General features: G+C 63.1%; 24 protein-coding genes. 20 read left to right on the top strand and 4 right to left on the bottom strand.

Annotation, left to right across the window (positions count from 1 at the left end; all coding sequences use genetic code 11):
- The first annotated feature begins 85 nt into the window (after positions 1 to 85).
- From HY17_RS18645 to mtgA, 3 genes are read left to right on the top strand one after another with little or no spacing between them, the layout of a single operon-like run.
- On the top strand, positions 86 to 760 hold the full coding sequence (locus HY17_RS18645; RefSeq protein WP_034769514.1) for a glutathione S-transferase family protein: 675 nt from the start codon (positions 86 to 88) through the stop codon (positions 758 to 760).
- Entirely contained in the window at positions 741 to 1,886 is a 1,146-nt protein-coding gene (queG, locus tag HY17_RS18640; RefSeq protein ID WP_034769511.1) for a tRNA epoxyqueuosine(34) reductase QueG, read from the top strand. The genes HY17_RS18645 and queG overlap by 20 nt, the downstream gene beginning before the upstream one ends.
- Positions 1,883 to 2,947: a monofunctional biosynthetic peptidoglycan transglycosylase gene (mtgA, locus tag HY17_RS20085; RefSeq protein ID WP_065383138.1), complete on the top strand. Its 1,065-nt coding sequence runs from the start codon at positions 1,883 to 1,885 to the stop codon at positions 2,945 to 2,947. Before queG ends, mtgA begins: the two co-directional genes overlap by 4 nt.
- 242 nt (positions 2,948 to 3,189) lie before the next feature.
- Here mtgA and HY17_RS18630 read toward each other — a convergent pair whose 3' ends face one another.
- Complete coding sequence (locus HY17_RS18630) at positions 3,190 to 4,107, bottom strand: SDR family NAD(P)-dependent oxidoreductase (protein ID WP_034769509.1); 918 nt, start codon at positions 4,105 to 4,107, stop codon at positions 3,190 to 3,192.
- Positions 4,108 to 4,220: 113 nt separating this feature from the next.
- Between HY17_RS18630 and HY17_RS18625 the strand changes: the two genes are divergently transcribed.
- The 5 genes from HY17_RS18625 to HY17_RS18605 all read left to right on the top strand — a co-directional run bounded on the left by HY17_RS18625 (position 4,221) and on the right by HY17_RS18605 (position 7,548).
- Positions 4,221 to 4,871: an HAD-IA family hydrolase gene (locus HY17_RS18625; RefSeq protein WP_034769508.1), complete on the top strand. Its 651-nt coding sequence runs from the start codon at positions 4,221 to 4,223 to the stop codon at positions 4,869 to 4,871.
- On the top strand, positions 4,858 to 5,445 hold the full coding sequence (locus tag HY17_RS18620; protein ID WP_034769507.1) for a hypothetical protein: 588 nt from the start codon (positions 4,858 to 4,860) through the stop codon (positions 5,443 to 5,445). Before HY17_RS18625 ends, HY17_RS18620 begins: the two co-directional genes overlap by 14 nt.
- Positions 5,446 to 5,742, top strand: coding sequence for a 4a-hydroxytetrahydrobiopterin dehydratase (locus tag HY17_RS18615; RefSeq protein ID WP_255342780.1), 297 nt, complete (start codon positions 5,446 to 5,448; stop codon positions 5,740 to 5,742).
- Between the two features lie 214 nt (positions 5,743 to 5,956).
- A complete protein-coding gene (locus tag HY17_RS18610) occupies positions 5,957 to 6,688 on the top strand; it encodes a sigma factor-like helix-turn-helix DNA-binding protein (protein WP_034769506.1) in 732 nt (243 codons plus the stop codon).
- An 86-nt stretch (positions 6,689 to 6,774) separates the two neighbouring features.
- Complete coding sequence (locus HY17_RS18605; protein WP_034769505.1) at positions 6,775 to 7,548, top strand: SDR family oxidoreductase; 774 nt, start codon at positions 6,775 to 6,777, stop codon at positions 7,546 to 7,548.
- Between the two features lie 4 nt (positions 7,549 to 7,552).
- Here the strand turns inward: HY17_RS18605 and HY17_RS18600 are convergent, their stop codons facing one another.
- On the bottom strand, positions 7,553 to 7,795 hold the full coding sequence (locus HY17_RS18600; RefSeq protein WP_034769504.1) for a hypothetical protein: 243 nt from the start codon (positions 7,793 to 7,795) through the stop codon (positions 7,553 to 7,555).
- A 141-nt stretch (positions 7,796 to 7,936) separates the two neighbouring features.
- On the opposite strand from HY17_RS18600, the gene HY17_RS18595 reads away from it, so the two are divergent.
- Complete coding sequence (locus tag HY17_RS18595; protein WP_034769503.1) at positions 7,937 to 8,314, top strand: VOC family protein; 378 nt, start codon at positions 7,937 to 7,939, stop codon at positions 8,312 to 8,314.
- Here the strand turns inward: HY17_RS18595 and HY17_RS18590 are convergent.
- On the bottom strand, positions 8,306 to 9,547 hold the full coding sequence (locus HY17_RS18590) for an MFS transporter (protein ID WP_233348870.1): 1,242 nt from the start codon (positions 9,545 to 9,547) through the stop codon (positions 8,306 to 8,308). The two genes, HY17_RS18595 and HY17_RS18590, sit on opposite strands and share 9 nt — an antisense overlap.
- A 188-nt stretch (positions 9,548 to 9,735) precedes the next feature.
- On the opposite strand from HY17_RS18590, the gene HY17_RS18585 reads away from it, so the two are divergent.
- Genes HY17_RS18585 through HY17_RS18570 form a run of 4 tightly spaced genes read left to right on the top strand, consistent with a single transcriptional unit; the run spans position 9,736 to position 11,501 of the window.
- A complete protein-coding gene (locus HY17_RS18585) occupies positions 9,736 to 10,056 on the top strand; it encodes a YggT family protein (protein ID WP_034769501.1) in 321 nt (106 codons plus the stop codon).
- A 7-nt stretch (positions 10,057 to 10,063) separates the two neighbouring features.
- On the top strand, positions 10,064 to 10,345 hold the full coding sequence (locus HY17_RS18580; RefSeq protein ID WP_034769499.1) for a DUF167 family protein: 282 nt from the start codon (positions 10,064 to 10,066) through the stop codon (positions 10,343 to 10,345).
- Positions 10,342 to 11,229 carry a bifunctional methylenetetrahydrofolate dehydrogenase/methenyltetrahydrofolate cyclohydrolase FolD gene (gene folD / locus HY17_RS18575; protein ID WP_034769497.1) on the top strand — a complete coding sequence of 296 codons (888 nt, stop codon included), beginning with the start codon at positions 10,342 to 10,344 and terminating at the stop codon, positions 11,227 to 11,229. Before HY17_RS18580 ends, folD begins: the two co-directional genes overlap by 4 nt.
- A complete protein-coding gene (locus tag HY17_RS18570; protein ID WP_051600321.1) occupies positions 11,226 to 11,501 on the top strand; it encodes an HNH endonuclease in 276 nt (91 codons plus the stop codon). The genes folD and HY17_RS18570 overlap by 4 nt, the downstream gene beginning before the upstream one ends.
- Positions 11,502 to 11,530: 29 nt before the next feature.
- Here the strand turns inward: HY17_RS18570 and HY17_RS20325 are convergent, their stop codons facing one another.
- Positions 11,531 to 12,274: a LytTR family DNA-binding domain-containing protein gene (locus HY17_RS20325; RefSeq protein ID WP_155843674.1), complete on the bottom strand. Its 744-nt coding sequence runs from the start codon at positions 12,272 to 12,274 to the stop codon at positions 11,531 to 11,533.
- Positions 12,275 to 12,451: 177 nt separating this feature from the next.
- Between HY17_RS20325 and HY17_RS20320 the strand changes: the two genes are divergently transcribed.
- The 7 genes from HY17_RS20320 to HY17_RS18530 all read left to right on the top strand — a co-directional run bounded on the left by HY17_RS20320 (position 12,452) and on the right by HY17_RS18530 (position 21,446).
- Positions 12,452 to 12,871 carry a DUF2141 domain-containing protein gene (locus HY17_RS20320; RefSeq protein ID WP_051600319.1) on the top strand — a complete coding sequence of 140 codons (420 nt, stop codon included), beginning with the start codon at positions 12,452 to 12,454 and terminating at the stop codon, positions 12,869 to 12,871.
- A gap of 37 nt (positions 12,872 to 12,908) precedes the next feature.
- Positions 12,909 to 13,454 (top strand): DUF2306 domain-containing protein, encoded by a 546-nt coding sequence (locus HY17_RS18555; protein WP_233348869.1) that lies wholly within the window; start codon positions 12,909 to 12,911, stop codon positions 13,452 to 13,454.
- Between the two features lie 69 nt (positions 13,455 to 13,523).
- Positions 13,524 to 14,690 carry an alkaline phosphatase D family protein gene (locus tag HY17_RS18550; protein WP_034769494.1) on the top strand — a complete coding sequence of 389 codons (1,167 nt, stop codon included), beginning with the start codon at positions 13,524 to 13,526 and terminating at the stop codon, positions 14,688 to 14,690.
- A 5-nt stretch (positions 14,691 to 14,695) separates the two neighbouring features.
- Entirely contained in the window at positions 14,696 to 16,060 is a 1,365-nt protein-coding gene (locus tag HY17_RS18545) for an MFS transporter (RefSeq protein ID WP_081813230.1), read from the top strand.
- Positions 16,061 to 16,163: 103 nt separating this feature from the next.
- On the top strand, positions 16,164 to 17,360 hold the full coding sequence (gene sucC, locus HY17_RS18540) for an ADP-forming succinate--CoA ligase subunit beta (RefSeq protein ID WP_034769490.1): 1,197 nt from the start codon (positions 16,164 to 16,166) through the stop codon (positions 17,358 to 17,360).
- A gap of 8 nt (positions 17,361 to 17,368) precedes the next feature.
- The gene (sucD, locus tag HY17_RS18535) at positions 17,369 to 18,271 is read left to right on the top strand and encodes a succinate--CoA ligase subunit alpha (protein ID WP_034769488.1); all 903 of its coding nucleotides are present in this window, start codon (positions 17,369 to 17,371) and stop codon (positions 18,269 to 18,271) included.
- A 166-nt stretch (positions 18,272 to 18,437) separates the two neighbouring features.
- Entirely contained in the window at positions 18,438 to 21,446 is a 3,009-nt protein-coding gene (locus HY17_RS18530) for a 2-oxoglutarate dehydrogenase E1 component (RefSeq protein WP_034769725.1), read from the top strand.
- The last annotated feature ends 34 nt before the right edge of the window (positions 21,447 to 21,480 follow it).

Genomic DNA, 21,480 nt, shown 5'->3' with positions numbered 1-21,480 from the left:
AACCACAGCTTTTTCCGTTCGGATAGACGTTCTTTACTCCTGTGGATTAATTATCGTCGGCAGGCTGCAGGAGGCTTGCCTGCCGATGACCCGACTTTACCACTGGTGCCTGGACCCGGCCGGACGGCTGGTGCGTCTGTGTCTGGCCGAAAAAGGGCTGGATTTTGAAACAGTTGAGTCCTCTCCCTGGGCTCCGCATCCCGATCTGCGCCTGCTCGGCCCGGGCGCCGTGGCGCCGGCATTGCTGCAGGAAGGGCCTGATGGACGTATCGTCGCGGTGGGCACGCGGGCGATCTGCGAGTTCCTGGAAGAATCGGTCGACAGCCACCACTTGCTGCCACCGGATCCCAGCCAGCGCGCTGAAGCGCGGCGCCTGTGGGCGTGGGTGGAGGAGGGCTTCGAGGAAGTCACCGACACGCTGCTGACCGAACGGGTAATGCAATGGGTGCGGCGCGACCGCCAACCGGATTCGGAAAAGCTGCGCCGGGGTGCACACACACTGCGCGGTCGTCTGACCTTCCTGAATGCGCTGGTGGAGACCCATGGCTTCATCGCCGGGCGGGACCTGACGCTGGCCGACCTCGCGGCAGCGGCGCATCTGTCCGCCTGCGATTATTTCGGCGACATCCAGTGGGAAGCGGTGCCGGACCTGCGCACCTGGTATGCGCGATTAAAGTCGCGGCCGAGCTTCCGTCCGCTGCTTGCCGACCGGCTGGATGCCGTGCGACCTTCTCCGCACTATGCCAACCTTGATTTCTGATCCGGCGGGCCGCGCCGAATTTGCCAGGCAACAGGCCCTGACGCTCGGTTTCGATGCGGTCGGCATCGCGCGGGCGGATGAAGCCTGGGCGGCGTCGGAGCGGCTGGAGGCGTTCGTCGAGGCGGGCCGGCACGGCACCATGGACTGGATGGAGACGACGCTGGAGCGGCGCCGCACGCCGGTGTCGATGTGGGCGGGCGCTAAGTCCGCCGTTGCCGTCGCGCTGAATTACGGTCCGGACCATGATCCGATGGAGACGCTGAAACAAGCTGAGGCCGGGAACATTTCCGTCTATGCGCGGGGGAGGGACTATCACGATACGCTGAAGTCCCGCCTGAAACAGCTCGCCAGGGAATTCGTCGCGAAAACCGGGTCGGAGGTGAAAGTCTTTGTCGACACTGCGCCGCTGATGGAGAAACCCCTGGCGGCAAAGGCCGGGCTTGGCTGGCAGGGCAAGCATACGAACCTTGTCAGCCGGGAGCTTGGCTCCTGGTTCTTTCTCGGCGTGATGCTGACCGATGCGGACCTCGTCCCCGATGCTCCCGAAGCGGACCATTGCGGCAGCTGCCGGAACTGCCTCGATGTCTGCCCGACCAAGGCCTTCCCGGCGCCCTACCAGCTCGATGCGCGGCGGTGTATTTCCTATCTCACCATTGAACACAAAGGCCCGATCCCGGAGGAATTCCGCGCGGCCATGGGCAACCGGATCTATGGCTGCGACGACTGCCTGGCTGTCTGCCCGTGGAACAAGTTCGCAAGCGCGGCCAGCGAAGCGGCCTTCCATGCGCGCGCCGAACTGAAACTGCCCGGACTCGACGAGTTGGCGGCGCTGGACGATGCGGCTTTCCGCGAAGTGTTCTCCGGCTCGCCCATCAAGCGGATCGGGCGGGACAGGTTCGTGCGCAATGTCTGCATCGCGATCGGGAATTCTGGCGGGAACTCCGGCGCCTCCCGGTTCGTTCCGCTGCTGGAGGATCTGTTGCAGGATGCCTCTGCGCTGGTGCGCGGGGCGGCTGTATGGGCCCTCTTGCAACTGGATGCGGAGCGGTTCTCTCTCGCGCGTTCACAGAATGTGGCCGGGGAAACCGACCCCGATGTGCTGAGGGAATGGAACAGAGGCGCATGAAAAAGCTCCGGCAGAAAAAGCCGCAAGGCCGCAGCCTGATAGATTATCTGGGCTGGGCACTGAAATTCGTGCTCGGCCTGTTCGTGGGCGTGCATATTTACGCCCTCGTGCTGAAGGCGGCGCCGGTGCCCGGTACGGTCCTGATGGCGCAGCGCGCGATTGGCGGTGAGCAGATCAAGCGCAACCTGGTCTCCATCGACGATATCTCTCCCAACCTGGTCCTCGCTGTCATTGCGGCGGAGGATACGCGTTTCTGCCAGCATACCGGCCTCGACCGTGACGCGATCGAAAAGGCGATTGACGAATACAAGCGGGGCAAGGGCTTGCGTGGCGCCTCCACCATCACTCAGCAGACGGCGAAGAATGTCTTCCTCTGGAATGGCGGCGGCTTTGCCCGCAAGGGCGCCGAAGCCTGGTTTGCGACCTTCATCGACGGCATGTGGGGCAAGCGCCGGGTGATGGAGGCCTATCTGAACGTTGCCGAATGGGGCGACGGGATCTTCGGCGCCGAAGCGGCGGCCCGGGCGCGGTTCGGCAAGTCCGCCGCTGAGCTGACAGAACGCGAAGCCGCGCTGCTGGCAGCGGTTCTGCCGAGCCCCAACAAATGGCGCCTTGACCCGCCGGGGCCTTATGTCTCCCAGCGCGCGGGCACGCTGCAGGCCCGCATGCGGGTGGTCCGCTCCGAAGGGCTCGCATCCTGCGTACTGGACGAGCAGGCCGTGCGCCGGTCCGCTCCGAAACGGCCAGCAGACCCGAAGCCGTCTGCGCCGGAGGAGATCGGCCCAGAGGTCCAACCTGAAACGCCTGCCGCGCGGCCAGGCCTGCCGGATTTGCCGCCTGTGCCGGAAGAGGGCCCGGAAGCGCTGCCGCAGGATGAGGCGGTAACCGAGTCCCCCGATGAGTTCGACAGCTTCCTTCAGGACGCGCAGGACAGGTTCGGGCAGGAGACCACGCCCCCGCCCACCGCAGAGCCGGCGCCAGAGCTAGAGCCTGAGCCGGAGGCGCCGGACAATGCGTTCGGTCCAACGGATCTGCGGCCGCGTGCGGAAACGCCGGACTGATCGCCCCCGCCAGAACCTGCGATGCCCGTGAAGGCGCTTTGTGGGTGAACTGAATTTTCAGGGTGAAAACCCGCGTCAGGTTTCCGTCAGGGGCAGGTTCAGGATGCAGGCTTGCGCGCCGCGAGGAGCGACAGGCGCACTCCCGACATCATGTGGCTCGGCACACCGTGCCGCATAAGCGGGCGCAAACGCCCCGGAACCATGTCCGGGGCGCGCAGAAAAGATCGGATCGGATGGCCGGATCAGATCGGGTCATACGGGAAGACGCTGGAGGTCGGACCCATGTCCGTGAAGTCGGCTTTCATGGCGGGCATGCACTGGTCGATCAGCGACTCCGGATCCCAGCCTTCGAGACGGGCGACGGATTTCACCGGGCGCGGCTGGTTGAACAGCACGACCTCATTGCCGCGCACGCCGAAGATCTGGCCGGACACGTCCTTTGCCCGGTCGGCACAGAGCGCGACGGCAAGCTGGGCGACCTGGTCGGCCCGCATGCCTTCCTTCATCCGGTTGACGCGCTGGGCGCCGGCTTCGTCCTTCACCGGGATGGAAGCGATCATGCGCGTCCAGGCGAACGGCGCGATGACGTTGGAGCGGACATTCTTGCGCTCGCCTTCCATGGCGATGATGCGCGACAGGCCGACAATGCCGAGCTTGGCCGCGGCATAGTTCGCCTGCCCGACATTGCCGATCAGGCCGGTGGTGGAGGTGAACAGCACGAAGGCGCCGTCCTCCTTCTCGCGGAACATTTCCACGGCGGCACGGGTGACGTTGAAGCTGCCGCGCAGGTGGACGTCGATCACCGCATCCCAGTCATCTTCGGACATTTTGTGAAACATCTTGTCCCGCAGAATACCGGCCGGGTTGATGACCGCGTTCAGGTCGCCGAACGTGTCCTTGGCCTGTTCGATCATGCCTTCGACGGCCTTCATGTCCGTCACGCTATCGGAGTTGGAGACGGCTTCGCCGCCCGCTGCACGGATCTCGGCCGCGACCTTTTCGGCCGGTCCGGCATCGCCCGGATCGTCGCCGGACAGGCTGCCGCCGAGGTCGTTCACCACGACTTTTGCGCCTTCCTTTGCGGCAAGCAGTGCCGTTTCCTTGCCGATCCCGTTACCGCCGCCGGTCACCAGGACCACTTTGCCCTCAAGCACGCCCATCTGTCGTTTCTCCTTCGATTGTCGTGACTATTCTTTGATCTGGCGCCACCCTAAGACCGGCCCGGCAATCTTCAAGGTTTGAAAGTTCCTTCCGGCGCGGCTAGACGTCTCGCATGACAAAGATTTTCAAGGCCGTAATCTGGGATTTCGGGGGCGTTTTTACCTCCTCACCCTTCGATGCTTTCGCCCGCTATGAAGCCGAGCAGGGACTCCCCAAAGACTTCATCCGCACCGTCAACGCCACCAATCCGCTGGACAATGCCTGGGCCAAGCTCGAGCAGAGCAAGGTCAGTGGCGAGGAGTTCGACGGCTTGTTCCGTGCAGAATCAAAAGCCCTCGGCCATGAAGTGCCGGGCGCCGACGTGCTGAAGCTGCTGTCCGGTTCGCTGCGCCCGCGCGTCGTGAAAGCGCTGAAAGTCTGCAAGTCGCACGGCAAGGTCGGCTGTATCACCAACAATGCGCCCATCGGGAAGGGCGCCTCGATGACGAATGACGAGAAGAAGGCCGCAGAGCTCGCGCATGTGTTCGACCAGTTCGACCATCTGATCGAAAGTTCTAAGATCGGCATCCGCAAGCCTGATCCGCGGATCTACGCCCTGATGTGCGAGGCGCTGGATGTCGACCCGGCCGACTGCGTCTATCTCGACGATCTCGGCATCAACCTGAAACCGGCCCGCGCCATGGGCATGACCACGATCAAGGTGCTGGGCGAAGACCAGCTGCTCGAAGATCTGAAATCGGCGACGGGATATGCAGTGGTCTAACGCGCGTAACGCGCTTCTGGCGGCTGGCCTGGCCGTGGGGTTTGCAGCGTGTTCGCCCGCCCCGGCAGAACCGGTCTATCCGCCGGAGTCGCTGTCGCAGGATCCGCAGGCGCCGGAGCCGGTGGTCATTCCGGACGCCGTGGCCGCGACGCGCGACGAGATGCTGAAATATGCACAGCGGGGCTCGCTGTCCGGCCTGTCGCGGCTGGCGCGGGAGAATCCGGGCTTTGTCTCGAACCTCGGCGGCGAGGGGCACCGCGAATACTGGGACCTGATGCGCCGGATCGGCGTGGACCCGAACCGCAAGCTGCGGACGCTGATGGAGCTGCCGGTTGGCGTGCGTGAGGTCGATGGCGTGAAATGGTATGTCTGGCCGGACCTGGCCGCGAAGAATGCCGAGGACCTGATCCCGGAAAAGCTCTCTTTCCGGGACCGCAAGCGGCTGCAGGATCTCGTCGGCGAGGACGGGATCGCGGAGATCCGCGCAGGCAAGGGCTTTCCCGGCATGCGTACTGCGATCACCGAGGAGGGCGAGTGGGTGTATTTCGTGCTCGGCCAGGAAGCGGAGGAATAGATGATGACGAAGACGATCGGTGCCGACGCGGCCCTGGTGGCGCTCAAGGGCTGGACGAAAGGGGAGGGCGAGCGTGACGAGATCACCAAGACGTTCCGCTTCGACGATTTCAAGCAGGCCTTCGCCTTCATGACAGCTACCGCCCTGAAGGCCGAGCAGATGGATCACCATCCGGAATGGTTCAATGTCTACAACAAGGTTGAAGTCGTGCTGACGACGCATGACGCCGACGGCGTAACGACGCGCGACCTGGAACTTGCCGGCTATATGGACGCGCTGGCGGCGCGTTTCCGCTAGTCTTATCGCGACCTAACAAATTTTCATATTTTTCGGCCGCTGTTGCCACGCGGGGCGATTCGCGCCGCGGCAGCAGCTTCCCGTCAAGGTGAAGGTGGGTTTACTATCAAAAATTGCATATTTGTGCTATAATTTCTCTTGAGGAATAAGAGTTACGATAAATGTCCCTTGGTCAGGGGGCATACGGGAGCAGATCTGCCCGTTAGAGTTAAGTATGATTTGGGCACAGGCTTACGAAACCAATCTGGACCGCCTTCGCCGGTATGCAGCCTTCTCTTGCGGCAGCGAGGGGCTGGGCGACGGGGTCGTGTCCAAGGCGCTGTCCCATGTGCTGACGGATGTGTCGACTGCGGAAACCGAAAACCTCATCGCGCTGTTCCAGAAACTCGACGCGACGCTGCAGAAGTCGCCGCCCGCCACCGACTCCCTGTTCGCCGAACTCGGGCGCTGGCAGTCGCTGAGCCCGCTGCAGCGGCGGGTCATCCTGCTTTGCGTTGTCGAGCGCTTCAGCGCCCGCGAAGCGGCGCAGATCACCGGTCTCAGCCGGGGTGAGGTGAAGGCGATTCTGGCGCGGGCCCGCCTGGTCTATGCAGACCGGTTTCCGACCCGGCTCGGCCTGATCGGCGGCGATGATCGCGTTTGCGGCGTGATCGAGACATCGCTGCTGTCTGTCGGCCACAGCCTGCGCTGGAGGATCGCGGCGGATGGGAAACATGATCCCGCCACGCTGCCGCCGGCAAGCCTGGTCGTGGTTGCGCATGAGGGCGCGAGCCTGCAGCAGGCGTTGGTGCTTTGCGGCGGCTATGCAGGCCCGGTGATCCTGGCCGATGATGGAGCCAGCGAGGACCGGCTGAGCCTGCGGCACTGGACCCTGCCGAAGGACTCGCTGTCAGACCAGACTTTGTTCAGCAGCATGCTGATCCGCGCGCTGCTTTTTTCCGACTGAGCCTACAGCTTTCCCTAAAGAGCATCTTGGCGGGGCCGCCCGCGACCTGTTAGCTGCAGCCATTGAAAAAACAGGAGGATACCGGCATGGGACGGGTTTCAGGCAAAATGGCGTTCATCACCGGCGGCGCGCAGGGGCTGGGCGAAGCGACCGCCCGCATGTTCGCGCGCGAAGGCGCCAAGGTCACTGTGACCGATATCAATGGCGCTGGCGCCGAGGCCGTCGCCGCCTCCATCAACGAAGCCCATGGCGCTGGCACGGCCTTCGCCTGGCAGCACGACGTGACCGATGGCGACCGCTGGCAGGAAGTGCTGAAATCCGCCCATGACGCGATGGGCGGCCTGAATGTGCTTGTCAACAATGCCGGTATCGGCTCGCTCGGCTCCGTCGAGGACGAGAATTATGAGACTTTCAAGCACGTCCAGACCGTGGACGTGGATTCGATCTTCCTTGGCTGCAAATATGCGATCCCGCTGATGCGCGATCACGGCCTCGGCTCGATCGTCAACATCTCGTCCATCGCGGGCATCATCGCCAGCGGGAACTATGTCTCCTACAACACGGCCAAGGCGGCGGTGCGGCACATTTCGAAATCGATCGCGCTGCACTGTGCCAAGACCGGCGGCCAGATCCGCTGCAATTCGGTGCACCCGGTCTTCATCAACACGCCGATCCTGGACCGCACCAAGGAAATGTTCGGCGAGGAAGAAGCCCTCGCGAAGCTCGGCCGCCAGATCCCGCTCGGCAAGGTCGGCGAGCCGGACGACATTGCCTATGCCGTGCTCTATCTCGCCTCGGACGAGTCGAAGCTCGTCACCGGCATCGAGCTGAAGGTGGATGGCGGCATCTCGGCTATGTAACGCGTCAGGTGCCCGCAGGCTCCCGGTGGCGCGCCATGCGCCGCTGGTGGCGTGCGCGCATCAGCGGCGCGATCTTCCACGACAGGGGAATGGCCGCCGCGATGCTGGCGGCGATGACGATTGGAATGGACAGGGCTGCATGGGCTTTCAGGACCGGAATGTAGACAACGGCCAGGATACCTGCGCCGAACAGGACGCCCTGCACCATCCCGTAAATCAGTAGGGAGATGGCTGTCCGATTGGTCATGGCGGTTTCCTTTCGGGTTGCTTCACATGAATCAATCCGTGAAACCTTCGCAGGTTCCGAAATAGCCGCTTCACGTTTTTTTGCGCTTGCCGAAAAAATTGTTCCCGTTATGTTCCGGCACTCAAACAAGGAGGCTGACTCATGATCGGATATGTAATGCTCGGCACGAAAGACCTCGCGCGCGGCGCGAAGTTCTATGATGCCATCGCGGAGGAACTGGGCGCCAAGCGGCTGATGGAAGACAAGCAGCTGATCGTCTGGGGCAAGCCGGGCAGCAAGGCCGATTTCAGCCTGACCTATCCATGGGATCAGGACCCGGCCTCGGTTGGCAACGGCACGATGGTGGCGATTGAAGCGGCCAGTAAGGAACAGGTCGACCGGATCTACGAGATCGCCATGGCCAATGGCGCGAGTGATGAAGGCGCCCCGGGCCAGCGGTTTGAGACTTTCTATGCCGGCTATTTCCGTGATCTCGATGGCAACAAGCTGAACGTCTACTATTCCAGCATGTCAGCCTGAGCCGAGCGGCTGCTTGCCGGTGACCAGCAGGGCATAGGCGCTCAGTATACAGAACACGGCAGCGGACGCCATGAAGGGCAAGCTGGGGTTGGTCATGTAGAGGACCGATCCGAGCAGGGGGCCGACGACAAATCCGGCTGGCGGGGCGGAGGCGAGCAAGGCCGCCGCGCCCGCCTGTTCGGATCGGCCCACGGACAGACTGCCCAGCGCATTGGCTGACGGCACGGCCAGCGCCGCGCCGATGCCGACGATCACGAAGCTGACCATCACCATCCAGAAGGGATGGAACAGGTCAGCGGAAAGATAACCAACAGCCAGCAGGCCAAGGCCGATCGGCAGGATGCGGCGCGGGTCCGGGCTGCGCCGGGAGACATAGCCGAACTGCACGATGATGATGGCGACCGAGGTGCAGGCCATGGTGAGGCCTGTATAGAGCACGACGGCCTGTTTGGCGGTCTGTGCGGCGGTGTCGGTAAACTCGTACCGGTCTGCGATGAACCAGCCGATGGTCTGCTGGATCATGCCGACGGCGACGAAATAGACGAACAGGAAGGCGAGGTGCGGGAAAACACGCGGATCGCGCATCGACAGCGGCGGCGGGCGCTTGTGATGGTGCGGCAGGGGCCGGGTTGGCGGCAGCGCCACCGCGATGAGGACCGCGACGGCGAGGTTGAAAACGATCGTGCCCCAGAGCGGGGCCAGCGCCCCGATCCGGGCGAGGACCGCGGCGCCTGCCGGGCCGAGGATTGAGCCGAGGCTCATCGCGGCGCCCAGCATGCCCAGGCCACCCGCGCGGGTCGCGGGCGTGGTGGCATCGGTCATGGCCGCCATTGCCGCAGGCTGCAGACCGGGGGCGAGAAAGCCGAACAGGGTGCGCACAAAGGCGAGCAGCAGGAAGGCGGCGATGCCTGTGACGAGCCCCGCCAGCGCTGCGCTCAGCGCAAAAAGGAAGGCCATGTTGGCGAGCCCCATGGCCGTCAGCGAGAAGATCATGACGCGCTTGCGTCCGACCCGGTCGGCGATGCGGCCCCAGATGGGCGTGAAGATCGTGTAGAGGACCGATGAAAAGGTCAGGATGCCCGCGATCTCGATTTCGGTGAGGCCGGCCTCGCGGGCGAGGGGGGCGACGACCACGAAATTGATCGTCATGCCCGCGCCCATCGACACGGTGCCCAGCGCAATCATCATTTTCTGGAACCGGGTCAGCGGCAACAGGGGGGTATCGGAGTCCATGCTTTCCGTCACCCGCTGCCACTGCCTCCCTTTGAACCGCACCCCAACCGGGCAACGCTAGAACGCTCCGCGCAGCTTGCCAAACCATTTCCCTGCGACAGGGAGCTGGCTTGCCGGGGTGGGGCACACCAGTTTAAGGACGAACAAACCCTGGCTGAAACCCCGGCTGAAACCACGGACCCCCGCGCATGCATTCCCTTCTTGTGGCGATCTACTCGTACTTCCTGAACCCGATCCTGACGCTGCTGCTGTTCCTGATCTTCGCCTATGTGATCATGAGCTGGCTGGTCGTCGGCGGCGTGCTGTCGATGCGGAACCCGACCGTGCGGCAGATCCAGTACGTGCTGGACAGTGTGATGCTGCCGCTGCTGCGCCCGATCCAGCGCTATGTGCCGCCGCTCGGCCAGCTGGACCTGTCGGTCTTCCTGCTCGCGCTTGGCATCCTGTTCACGCGCGACTGGCTGCTGCCGGTGATCATCGGCATGTTCCGGCCATCCCTCGGATACTGAGGCCGGGTTGCAGCATCGCCTCACCGTCCGCGTCCAGCCCAAGGCCTCGGCCGACCGGATCGAGGACTGGGGGCAAGATGATGCCGGGCGGAAATTCCTGAAAGTCAGAGTGCGCGCGGTGCCAGAGGACGGCAAGGCGAATAGCGCTGTCCAGAAATTGGTCGCCAAGTGGCTTGGCGTGCCCAAGTCTGCGGTCAGAGTCGTGACAGGCGGCAAGACTCGGCTAAAAGGCCTCGAAATCGATGGGCCGCCGGAGCTTGCGGCTCGCTTAAGCGGGGATGAGACATGACCGCCATCCGGATCAGTGGGAAAGACGTCGCCGCCGATGTGCGCGCAAAGGTGGCTGCCGAAGTGGCGAAGCTGCCGGTGAAGCCGTGTCTCGCGGTGATCCTGGTCGGCGAAGACCCGGCCAGCGAAGTCTATGTCCGCGGCAAGCTGAAGGATACCGAGGAGGCCGGCATGGTCTCCGTCCATCACCGCCTGCCGGCCACAGCGTCCCAGACGGAGGTCGAGGACCTGATCGCCGGCCTCAACGCGGATGATTCCGTCGACGGGATCCTGCTTCAGCTGCCGCTGCCGAAGGGGCTCGATGCAGACGCGGCGATCGAGCGGATCGACCCGTCCAAGGATGTCGACGGCCTGACCGAAGTCTCCGCCGGGCGCCTGTCGCTCGGCAAGCCGGGCCTGCGCTCGTGCACGCCGTCTGGCTGTGTCATCATGGCGAAGCGCGCGCTTGGCGACAACCTGTCCGGCAAACATGTCGTGGTGATCGGCCGCTCGATTCTGGTCGGCAAGCCTGCGGCGCTGCTGTTCCTGGCTGAGAACTGCACCGTCACCATCGCCCATTCGCGCACGAAGGACCTGGCTGCCGTCTGCCGCGAGGCCGACATTCTGGTGCCCGCCGTGGGCCGGCCGCAAATGGTCAAAGGCGACTGGCTGAAGCCCGGCGCCATGGTGATCGATGTCGGCATCAACCGGATCGACGCCCCGGAAAAGGGGGAGGGCAAGACCCGCCTCGTCGGCGATGCGGACTATGACAGCTGCGCCGAAGTCGCCGGTTACATCACGCCGGTGCCCGGCGGCGTGGGCCTGATGACGCGGGCCTGCCTGCTGGTGAACACGCTGCAGGCCGCCTGCGCACGCCGGGGTCTGCCGGTGCCGGTCGTCGGATGAGCCAGCCTTACGCCCCGACCGAGACACCCCTGTTCAAGGCCTTGTGGGAAGCCCAGGACGGGCGCTGCGCGCTGTGCGGGGAGTCGATGCCGTCCAATCGGTTCGACGTCGCCCATTCGACGGTCTGGAAACACCAGCGGCCGACCTATGACCATATCATCGCCGTCGCCCGCGGCGGGCCGGATTCGGCCGAAAACCTTCAGCTGGCGCATGCGCGCTGCAACAAGGTGAAGGGCATGGGCAATGTCCGCCCGCCCCTCAGAAAAGATTAGGCCAGAGAGACAAGGACGGGGCGAGACGTCTAGGCGAGTCCGGCGTCTTTCGCGGCGGTCTGATAGGTCCTCGACACTGGCACGTCGGTTCCGTTTTTCAGGACCAATACCAGCTTGCCATTGTCGCGCCGGGCATCGCTGATCCCCGCCTTCGCGACCCACCAGGACCGGTGCACCTGCACGCCGGGCGCGCCGTCCAGTTCCCGCACCGCATCGGCGAGGCGCATCAGGATCAGCTCCTCCCCGAGATTCGTGTAGACCCGCAGGTAATGGTCCTCCGATGAGATGGCCCAGAGTTCGGCGTGGCGGAACTTCACCGGCAGACGGCCCAGGAAACGCTGCGCCGCATCGGCCGGGACATGCCTGCTGCCCGTGTCAGCGCGTGCTCTCGCCCGGCTGATCAGGAGACCGCCCACGGTCAGCGTCAGGGAAATGGCGAAGACATAAAGATACTGCATCGGCAGCAGCGGCAGCGGTACCCAGGTCCCGTAGGCGCCCATATAGAGATAGAGCGACGCCAGCACCGGGACGGAAATGATCGCAGCGGTGGCGGCGGCCTGAACCGGCACCAGCTTGCCCACCAGTTCCCGATCGAAAACGGCCGGGATGACGAATGTCGATGTGGTGACGCCGACCGTGCAGGTGACGATCCACATCAGGAACCGGGCCCAGACGGGCGAGTCCTGATCGTACACCCCGAAGAAGGTGAGCATTGCCGCGATACCAAGGATCACCGCCGCATCCCGCAGACGGTTCTTCAGGTAATCCGGCATGATCGCTCCTGTGCATTTCGCGCTTCGTGAACCGTTTTGGCCGTATTTCGCGAAGGATTCCAGCCTCCCGGCGTAGTTGGCGTGGCACGGGCCGGAAGGACTGCGCAATCTCTCCTCATCGAAAGCCGGACAGTCGGTCAGCGAGACCGGACCCGGCATCCAAACGAGGAGAAAAACATGAAACGCATTCTGAATTCCGTCATCGCCGCGGGCCTTGCGGCAGGCATCGTCGGACAGGCCGCCGCTGCGGACCTGACGGTTCGCATCGAGGGTGTGGAAGATGCCGCCGGCACATTCCATGTCGCTGTCTTCGATGCCGATGGCTGGCAAACGAATGATGACGTCGCCGGCGGGCTGCTGGCGGTGCAGGAGGGGACCGAGCTGGCCTTCAGTGGTCTCGCGCCGGGCGCCTATGGCATCAAGATCTACCAGGACATCAATGACAATGGCGAGCTGAACCTCGGCCTGTTGGGCATCCCCAGCGAGCCCTTCGGCTTTTCCAATGATGCCTCGGCCCGCATGGGCCCGCCGAAGTTCAAACAGGCGCGTTTCGAGCTGACTGAAGCCGGCGCCGTTCAGACCGTCACACTCCAGTAAGCCGTCCGTGCCACTCCCAACAAAGGAACAAACGACCATGTCAGATCTTGCCCAGACGTTTCGCCGTAGCGGCCTGCCCAAGCGGATCAGCGGTAACACAGTCATGCTGATAATCGCGCCTGTCGCCTATGGGATCGTCAGCTGGCTTATTCTCCAATCCGCCGGCAATCCGCCGGTCCACTTCCGGATCAATGTCACGCCCTTCATCGAGGCCGCCTTCGTGGTGAAGCTTCACGTGCTGGGCGCGGTGATTGCCTTCATCGTCGGCATCGTGCTGCTGCGCGGGGTGAAAGGGTCGGGCTTGCATCGCAAGCTCGGCTATACCTGGGTGGCGGCGATGGCGCTGACGGCGATCAGCTCTTTCTTCATCACGGGGCTGAACGGCCATAATTTCAGCTTCATCCATGGCATTTCCGCCTGGACGGTCATTACCCTGCCGATGGCGGTCGCTGCCGCGCGGCGCCGTAACTTCCGCAAACACGCCAAAGGCATGACCGGTGCCTTTGTTGGAGGCTTGGTGATCGCAGGTTTGTTCACTTTCCTTCCGGGACGCATGCTGTGGTCGATTTTCTTTGCAGTGTGACGGTGTTGGCCCTTACCGCTTCGCCGAAAGGCCGCTACACGAAGGTGTAGCCAGAAAAGAGAGCGGGAGATGAAGAGGGCAGCCCTATTGGCATCATTGATCGGTCTCGCCGCCTGCCAGGCGCCGGGGCCGATTTCCATTCCGGGGATTACGCGGGCACCGCAGAGTGCCGAAGATGCGCTGGAGGCGTACTATCGCGGACTGCCGGATGACTATTACCCGGTCGCGCCGGAAGGCCTGCCGCTGCCACCTTCTGATACGGCTCTGACGCGTATCCTGGTCGGCTCCTGTCTCAATGAAGAGAAGGGCGACAACCAGACCCTTCGGTCCGTCGCCGCCATGCCAGCCGACCTGTTCCTGATGATCGGCGACAATGTCTATGGCGATACGGACGGCGATGCCTATCGCACCGGGGATGCTGACCTGACGGAGCTGCGCGAGAGCTTTTCAGACCTTGCAGCCCGCGGAGACTTCCAGGCCGTGCGCAAGGCGCACCCGATGATGGTGGCCTGGGACGATCATGATTACGGCCTGAATGATGGCGGCAAGCATTTCGCATTCCGGCGCCTGTCGGAGCGGATCCACGAACGCTTCTGGGGGCTCGCTGACAAGGATGTCGGTGCCTGGCCCGGCACATACTATTCCCGCAGCTTCGGCCCGGAAGGGCAGCGCACCCAGATCATCATGCTGGACACGCGTTTCTTCCGGTCTGACCTGACCGACACCGACGATGCCAGCGTGAAGGGCAAGGAACGCTACATGCCATCCAGCGATCCCAATCAGGACATGCTGGGCAATGACCAGTGGACCTGGCTGGAGAACGAGCTGCAGAAGCCGGCGGACCTGCGCCTGATCGTGTCGTCGATCCAGGTGATTTCGGATGCACATGGCTGGGAGGCGTGGTCGCGCCTGCCGGCGGAGCGCGCGCGGCTTTACAGCCTGATCAACGAGACCGGTGCAAACGGCGTCGTGTTCGTGTCCGGCGACCGGCATACGGGTTTCCTCTACAAGGCGGATGGCCTGCTGCCTTACCCGGCCTATGAGCTGACGGCGTCCTCGTTCAACAAATCCTACCGGGACACGACCGACGAAATGGATGCCAACCAAATCGGTGCGGGATATCCGAAAGAGAATTTCGGATCACTGGATATTAACTGGACCGAGGGTACGGTGACGCTCGCAATTCATGCCAGTGACGGCTCAACTGTCGAGGAAACAACCGACAAATTCAGGTAGGCAGAATGCCTCTCAGTCCCTCGATGTCCGACACGCGTAACGTGATTGTCCTCATCATCGCCGTGATGATCCTGCAGATCGCCGGCGGGTTGATCAGCGTGCTGACACCTCTTGGCCTCGAAGCGATGGGCACGCCGCCCCAGGCGATCGGCCTGATCGCGGCACTCTATGCAGCTGGCTTCATGCTCGGCGCCTGGCTTGCCCCACGCGCGCTGGCGACGTTCGGCCATATCCGCCTGTTCGCTGCGGCCTCTGCCATGAATGCGGTGAGCGTGCTGTCGCTGTCGCTGGTGCATGATGCGGTCTACTGGGCGCCGCTCCGCGTGATCATGGGCGTGACGCTCGCCTTCAGCTTCACCAGCATCGAAAGCTGGCTCGGCAGCGCGGTGCCGCAGAAGTCTCGCGGAAATGTGATGGGCATCTACCACACCGGGGCAAAGCTCTCGCTGATGATCGGTCCGTTCTTTGTGGCGGGCCTGTCGCCGCTGGACACGCGGGCCTACACCTGGGCGGCGCTGTTCCTGTCGCTGGCCCTCGTGCCGGTCTGCCTGACGCGCAAGGAACAGCCGCCTGTGCCAGAGCGCCGGTCCATGCCGCTGAAGGCGCTCTACCAGCTGGCACCTGCCGCTGTTCTGGGCGCGCTGATCGCTGGGACGGTGAACACAGGTACCCAGTCGCTTCTGCCGATCTATTTCGAAGGCTTCGAGATCGGGGGAGGGGGCACAGCCGCGGCCGCCATCGCCAGCGCCTCGGCGTGGGCCGGCGGCCTGCTGCTGCAATGGCCCGCCGGGCGCCTGTCTGACCGAATCGAACGCCGCCTCGTGATCGCGGGCCTTGGCGCCATGTCGGCAATGGCCGCCCTGTTCATTGCATTTTTCGGCACTCGCCTCAGCGAAATGTCCGTCATTATTGCCCTCGGCTTCTGGGGCGCCGGGGCGCTGTCCTTCTACAGCCTGTGCGTGGCGCACGCGATCGACCGGACGCCCAAGGTCCTGATTCCGCAGGTCATGTCCGGCCTGCTGTTCGTCTGGGCCGGAGGATCGATCATCGGGCCGCTCCTGTCAGGCTTTGCCATGCGGGCGGATGGCGAGTTCGGCCTGTTCGGCCTGGCGGGCCTGCTGCTGATCGTGCTGACGGTCGTGATGGTGATGCGCGTGCGCTCCAAACCGGTCGCAATCGAGGACAAGCTGGCGGAGTGGAGCCCCGTGCTGCCGACGCCTCTGGCCAGCGTCAAACTCGATCCGCGCATGTCTGAACGCACTCAGGAACCGGCCGGGGAGAGCGCAGAGGAAGACAGCTCGGAAGAAGCCCCGGAAGATGACCCGGATTCCCCGGCGGTCATTGAGGCGGACACTGAGTCCAAAGTTTAGTACCCAGCTGGTTGCGGCGACACTCAGGCCTGTTATATAGCGGCCCACCACGCTGGGGCAGTGACCCTGCCGGGGCGGACCAGGCAAACAAGGCAAGAGCAGAATGAACATCCACGAATACCAGGCCAAAGCCGTGCTGAAATCTTTCGGCGCGCCGGTCGCGGACGGCGTGCCCGTCCTGTCTCTGGACGATGTCCAGAAAGCTGTCGACTCACTTCCCGGACCGCTCTGGGTCGTTAAATCGCAGATCCACGCCGGCGGCCGCGGCAAAGGCAAGTTCGTGGAGCCGGAAGCCGGCGAAAAAGGCGGCGTCCGCCTCGCATTCAGCAAGGAAGACGTGAAGAAATTCGCCGAGCAGATGCTCGGCAAGCATCTCGTCACCGCGCAGACCGGGCCGGACGGCAAGCAGGTGAACCGTCTCTACATCGAAGATGGCGCCGACATCGATCGCGAACTCTATCTCTCCATGCTGGTTGACCGCAGCACCTCGCGCGTCGCCTTCATGGTCTCCACCGAAGGCGGCATGGACATCGAACAGGTGGCCCACGACACGCCGGAGAAGATCCTGACGCTCAGCATCGATCCGGAAACCGGCGTGACAGATGCAGACATTACCAAGCTCAACGAAGCGCTGAAGCTGGACGGCGCGGCCGCTGAAGACGGCAAGAAACTGTTCCCGATCCTCTACAAGGCGTTCACCGAGAAGGACATGAGCCTGCTCGAAGTCAACCCGCTGATCGTCATGGAAGACGGCCACCTGCGCGTCCTGGACGCCAAGGTCTCCTTCGACGGCAACGCCCTGTTCCGCCACCCGGACATCGTCGACCTCCGCGACAAGACCGAGGAAGACGAGAAGGAAATCGAAGCCTCCGAGTGGGACCTCGCCTACATCGCCCTCGACGGCACCATCGGCTGCATGGTCAACGGCGCAGGCCTCGCCATGGCGACGATGGACATCATCAAGCTGTACGGCGAAGAGCCGGCCAATTTCTGTGACGTCGGCGGCGGCGCCGGCAAGGAGAAAGTGGCTGCTGCCTTCAAGATTATCATGAAGGACCCGAACGTGAAGGGCATCCTCGTGAACATCTTCGGCGGCATCATGAAGTGCGACGTGATCGCCGAAGGCGTGATCGCAGCCGTGAAAGAAACCAATCTGGCGGTTCCGCTGGTCGTTCGCCTCGAAGGCACGAATGTCGACCTTGGCAAGAAGATCATCGCGGAGTCCGGCCTGAACGTCATTTCGGCCGACGACCTCGACGATGCCGCCCAGAAAATCGTGAACGCAGTTAAAGGCGCCTGAGACCAGATATGTCCATTCTCATCGACAAGAATACCAAGATCCTCACTCAGGGCATGACCGGCAACACCGGTTCGTTCCACACCAACCAGGCGCTGGCCTATTTCGGCACCCAGATGGTGGGTGGTATCCACCCGAAGAAGGGCGGCGAAATGTGGAAGGCCGACAATGGCCAGGAACTGCCGATCTTCTCGTCCGTTGCCGAAGGCAAGGAAAAGACCGGCGCTGACGCCTCCGTGGTCTACGTGCCGCCAGCCGGCGCAGCGGCTGCCATCGAAGAAGCCATCGACGCCGAAATCCCGCTGATCGTCTGCATCACGGAAGGCGTTCCGGTGCTCGACATGGTTCGCGTGAAGGCCAAACTGGAGAAATCCAAGTCGCGCCTGATCGGTCCGAACTGCCCGGGCCTCATCACCGCCAACGAGTGCAAGATCGGCATCATGCCGGGCTCCATCTTCAAGAAAGGCTCTGTCGGCGTCGTCTCGCGTTCGGGCACGCTGACCTATGAAGCCGTGTTCCAGACCACCCAGGTGGGCCTCGGACAGACATCCGCTGTCGGAATCGGCGGCGACCCGGTCAAAGGTACGGAATTTATCGATATCCTCGAAATGTTCCTTGCTGACGATGAAACCGAGTCCATCATCATGATTGGTGAGATCGGCGGCAGCGCGGAAGAAGAAGCCGCGCAGTTCCTGATCGACGAAGCCAAGAAAGGCCGCAAGAAGCCGATGGTCGGCTTTATTGCAGGCCGTACCGCGCCTCCGGGCCGGACGATGGGCCATGCCGGTGCCATCGTGTCGGGCGGCAAAGGCGATGCGGAGAGCAAGATTGCTGCAATGGAAGCAGCAGGAATCCGCGTCTCGCCGTCGCCGGCACGCCTCGGTACGACCATGGTCGAGGTACTGAAGGGCTAGAAAGCCCGGATAAATTAGCCAGGACGGCCCGCGGCGGGCCAGCTCTTGGCGTGGCCAGGATCTGACCCCGCCCAGGCCGTCCTCACTTATGCACCCGGTAGGTACCGGGAAACCATTACGTTCCTAAATAGTGGGGAACGGAAATGTCCCAGAGGACGGAATGGACATGGCAGACGACGGCAGCCCGATGAATGGTTCGCGCAGCAAAGGCAATTCGGCCTTGCTGGACACAGCCTTCCTGTATGGCGGCTCGGCCCAATGGATCGAGCAGATGCAGGCGGCCTATGCGAAGAACCCCAGCTCTGTCCCTGAGAGCTGGCGGGCCTTCTTTGCAGACCTGGGCGACGACACATCCAGCGCGGAACGCAATGCCGAAGGCGCGACCTGGAAACGCAGCGACTGGCCACGCCCGGCGCTGGACGAACAGGTTGCCGCCTTTGACGGCAACTGGGCGCTGCTGGAGCCGAAACTCGAAAAGAAGATCAAGGGCGCCAAACCGGCCGCTTCCGAAGCGGATGTGCACCGTGCGGTGAAGGATTCGATCCACGCGATCATGATGATCCGCGCATACCGTATGCGCGGTCACCTCGCGGCCCAGCTCGACCCGCTGCGCCTCGATTCGCCCGGCGCCCAGCCTGAACTCGATCCGGCGACCTATGGTTTCGGACCGGACGACATGGATCGCAAGATCTTCATCGACGGCTATCTCGGCCTCGAGACGGCGACCATTCCGGAAATGCTGGAGATCCTGCAGCGGACCTACTGTTCGACGATCGGCATCGAGTTCATGCACATCTCCGATCCGGAAGAGAAATCCTGGCTGCAGGAACGCATCGAAGGCCCGGACAAGGGCGTCGCCTTCACCAATGAAGGCAAGAAAGCGATCCTCGCCAAGCTGATTGAAGCGGAGACGTTCGAACGCTTCCTGCACAAGCGTTATCCGGGCACGAAGCGTTTCGGCCTTGATGGCGGCGAAGCGGCTGTGCCGGCGCTGGAACAGATCATCAAGCGTGGCGGCGCGCTCGGCGTGAAGGAAATCGTGGTTGGCATGCCCCACCGCGGACGCCTGAACATGCTGGCGGCCGTGATGGGCAAGCCCTACGAGCAGATCTTCCACGAATTCCAGGGCGGTAACACGCAAGGTGCCGATGCGTTCGGTTCCGGCGACGTGAAATACCACCTCGGTGCCTCGTCCGACCGTGAGTTCGACGGCAACAAGGTGCACCTGTCGATGAACGCCAACCCGTCTCACCTCGAGGCAGTGGATCCGGTCGTGCTCGGCAAGTCCCGCTCCAAGCAGGAAATGGCGCACCGCGAGACCGGCAAGCTGGACCGCTCGATTGTCCTGCCGCTGCTGCTGCACGGCGATGCCGCCTTTGCAGGGCAGGGCGTTGTCTCCGAATGTTTCGCGCTTTCGGGCCTTCAGGGCTACCGCACGGGCGGCACGATCCACTTCATCGTGAACAACCAGATCGGCTTCACGACCAGCCCGATGTATTCGCGCTCCTCTCCGTACCCGTCGGATGTGGCGCTGATGGTCCAGGCTCCGATCTTCCACGTCAATGGCGACGACCCGGAAGCGGTGACCTATGCCGCCAAGGTGGCGACCGAATATCGGCAGAAATTCCACAAGGACGTCGTCATCGACATGTTCTGCTACCGGCGCTTCGGGCACAATGAGGGCGACGAGCCCATGTTCACCCAGCCGGTGATGTACAAGAAGATCAAGGACCACGTCTCGACGCGTGAGATCTATGCGCAGCGCCTGGTCGATGAAGGTCTTTTGACGGCGGAGCAGGTGGAGCAGCAGGTCGCTGACTTCGAAACCTATCTCGACCGCGAATTTGACGCCGGCAAGAATTTCAAGGCGAAGAAGGCCGATTGGCTGGACGGCGAATGGAAAGGCCTCGGCCTGCCGCACGACGACGAGCGCCGCGGCAAGACGGGCGTCGCCAAGAAACGCCTGCAGGCGCTTGGCCAGACCATCACGACCGTGCCGGAAGGTGTCGACATCCACCGCACGCTCGCCCGTGTCATCGACAACCGTGCTCAGACGATTTCGAAGGGGCAGGGGCTCGACTGGGCCACGGCCGAACATCTCGCCTTTGCGACGCTGGTGGACGAGGGCTTCCCGGTGCGGCTCTCCGGCCAGGATTGCGGCCGCGGGACGTTCTCGCAGCGCCACAGCCACATTGTCGATCAGACGACCGGCGAGAAATACACGCCGCTGAACAATATCCGCGAAGGCCAGGCCCAGTATGAAGTGATCGACTCTCTGCTCTCGGAAGAGGCGGTACTCGGTTATGAATACGGCTACTCGCTGGCTGACCCGAACACGCTGACCATGTGGGAAGCCCAGTTCGGCGACTTCTCGAATGGCGCGCAGGTCTTCTTTGACCAGTTCATCTCCTCGGCTGAGCGCAAATGGCTGCGGATGAGCGGCCTGACCATCCTTCTGCCGCACGGCTATGAAGGGCAGGGGCCGGAACACTCGTCCGCCCGCCTTGAGCGCTTCCTGCAGATGTGTGCCGAAGACAATTGGCAAGTCTGCAACCTGACGACGCCGGCGAACTATTTCCATGCCCTGCGCCGCCAGATCCACCGTGACTTCCGCAAGCCGCTGATCATCATGACGCCGAAGTCGCTTCTGCGTCACAAGCTGGCCACCTCCTCGCTGGACGATATGAGCTCGAAAACGAGCTTCCACCGCGTCCTCTGGGACGATGCAGAGACCGAAGGCCGCGAAGGCAAGGTCAAGCTGGTCAAGGACAACAAGATCCGCCGCGTCGTACTCTGCTCGGGCAAGGTCTATTACGACCTGTTCGAGAAGCGCGAGGAACTGGGCGTCGACGATGTCTACCTGATGCGGATCGAACAATTCTATCCGGTGCCGCGCAAATCCATGATGCAGGAAATGTCCCGCTTCAAGCAGGCCGAGTTCGTCTGGTGCCAGGAAGAGCCCCGCAATATGGGCGGCTGGACCTTCATCCGCGACGAGATCGAATGGTGTGCCACGCAGATCGGTGCCAAGATCCCGCGTCCGCGTTATGCGGGCCGCGCGCCTTCGGCGGCCACGGCCACCGGCCTCCTGTCGAAGCACAATGCAGAGCAGAACGCCCTCGTCACGACAGCCCTGTCACCCGATCCGGTCGATGACCGCATCGTTTCGCCCTGACTTTCAAAAACATAATAACGCACACGGATCATCT

Source organism: Hyphomonas sp. CY54-11-8, assembly GCF_000682735.1.
Lineage (GTDB): Bacteria > Pseudomonadota > Alphaproteobacteria > Caulobacterales > Hyphomonadaceae > Hyphomonas.
Note: the sequence above shows the minus strand (reverse complement) of the source record. Positions and strands in the feature narration are given on the sequence as shown.

Excerpts from the sequence above, each read along its gene's own strand:
- HY17_RS20325 (WP_155843674.1), bottom strand. The coding sequence starts at position 12,274 with ATGCCGGATTACCTGAAGAACCGTCTGCGGGATGCGGCGGTGATCCTT.
- HY17_RS18630 (WP_034769509.1), bottom strand. The coding sequence starts at position 4,107 with ATGGGCGTGCTTGAGGGCAAAGTGGTCCTGGTGACCGGCGGCGGTAAC.
- queG (WP_034769511.1), top strand. The coding sequence starts at position 741 with ATGCCAACCTTGATTTCTGATCCGGCGGGCCGCGCCGAATTTGCCAGG.
- HY17_RS18550 (WP_034769494.1), top strand. The coding sequence starts at position 13,524 with ATGAAGAGGGCAGCCCTATTGGCATCATTGATCGGTCTCGCCGCCTGC.
- HY17_RS18605 (WP_034769505.1), top strand. The coding sequence starts at position 6,775 with ATGGGACGGGTTTCAGGCAAAATGGCGTTCATCACCGGCGGCGCGCAG.
- folD (WP_034769497.1), top strand. The coding sequence starts at position 10,342 with ATGACCGCCATCCGGATCAGTGGGAAAGACGTCGCCGCCGATGTGCGC.
- HY17_RS18545 (WP_081813230.1), top strand. The coding sequence starts at position 14,696 with ATGCCTCTCAGTCCCTCGATGTCCGACACGCGTAACGTGATTGTCCTC.
- HY17_RS18615 (WP_255342780.1), top strand. The coding sequence starts at position 5,446 with ATGATGACGAAGACGATCGGTGCCGACGCGGCCCTGGTGGCGCTCAAG.
- HY17_RS20320 (WP_051600319.1), top strand. The coding sequence starts at position 12,452 with ATGAAACGCATTCTGAATTCCGTCATCGCCGCGGGCCTTGCGGCAGGC.
- HY17_RS18585 (WP_034769501.1), top strand. The coding sequence starts at position 9,736 with ATGCATTCCCTTCTTGTGGCGATCTACTCGTACTTCCTGAACCCGATC.
- HY17_RS18610 (WP_034769506.1), top strand. The coding sequence starts at position 5,957 with ATGATTTGGGCACAGGCTTACGAAACCAATCTGGACCGCCTTCGCCGG.
- mtgA (WP_065383138.1), top strand. The coding sequence starts at position 1,883 with ATGAAAAAGCTCCGGCAGAAAAAGCCGCAAGGCCGCAGCCTGATAGAT.
- HY17_RS18530 (WP_034769725.1), top strand. The coding sequence starts at position 18,438 with ATGGCAGACGACGGCAGCCCGATGAATGGTTCGCGCAGCAAAGGCAAT.
- HY17_RS18620 (WP_034769507.1), top strand. The coding sequence starts at position 4,858 with ATGCAGTGGTCTAACGCGCGTAACGCGCTTCTGGCGGCTGGCCTGGCC.
- HY17_RS18600 (WP_034769504.1), bottom strand. The coding sequence starts at position 7,795 with ATGACCAATCGGACAGCCATCTCCCTACTGATTTACGGGATGGTGCAG.
- HY17_RS18570 (WP_051600321.1), top strand. The coding sequence starts at position 11,226 with ATGAGCCAGCCTTACGCCCCGACCGAGACACCCCTGTTCAAGGCCTTG.
- HY17_RS18555 (WP_233348869.1), top strand. The coding sequence starts at position 12,909 with ATGTCAGATCTTGCCCAGACGTTTCGCCGTAGCGGCCTGCCCAAGCGG.
- HY17_RS18625 (WP_034769508.1), top strand. The coding sequence starts at position 4,221 with ATGACAAAGATTTTCAAGGCCGTAATCTGGGATTTCGGGGGCGTTTTT.
- HY17_RS18590 (WP_233348870.1), bottom strand. The coding sequence starts at position 9,547 with ATGGACTCCGATACCCCCCTGTTGCCGCTGACCCGGTTCCAGAAAATG.
- HY17_RS18595 (WP_034769503.1), top strand. The coding sequence starts at position 7,937 with ATGATCGGATATGTAATGCTCGGCACGAAAGACCTCGCGCGCGGCGCG.
- HY17_RS18645 (WP_034769514.1), top strand. The coding sequence starts at position 86 with ATGACCCGACTTTACCACTGGTGCCTGGACCCGGCCGGACGGCTGGTG.
- sucC (WP_034769490.1), top strand. The coding sequence starts at position 16,164 with ATGAACATCCACGAATACCAGGCCAAAGCCGTGCTGAAATCTTTCGGC.
- sucD (WP_034769488.1), top strand. The coding sequence starts at position 17,369 with ATGTCCATTCTCATCGACAAGAATACCAAGATCCTCACTCAGGGCATG.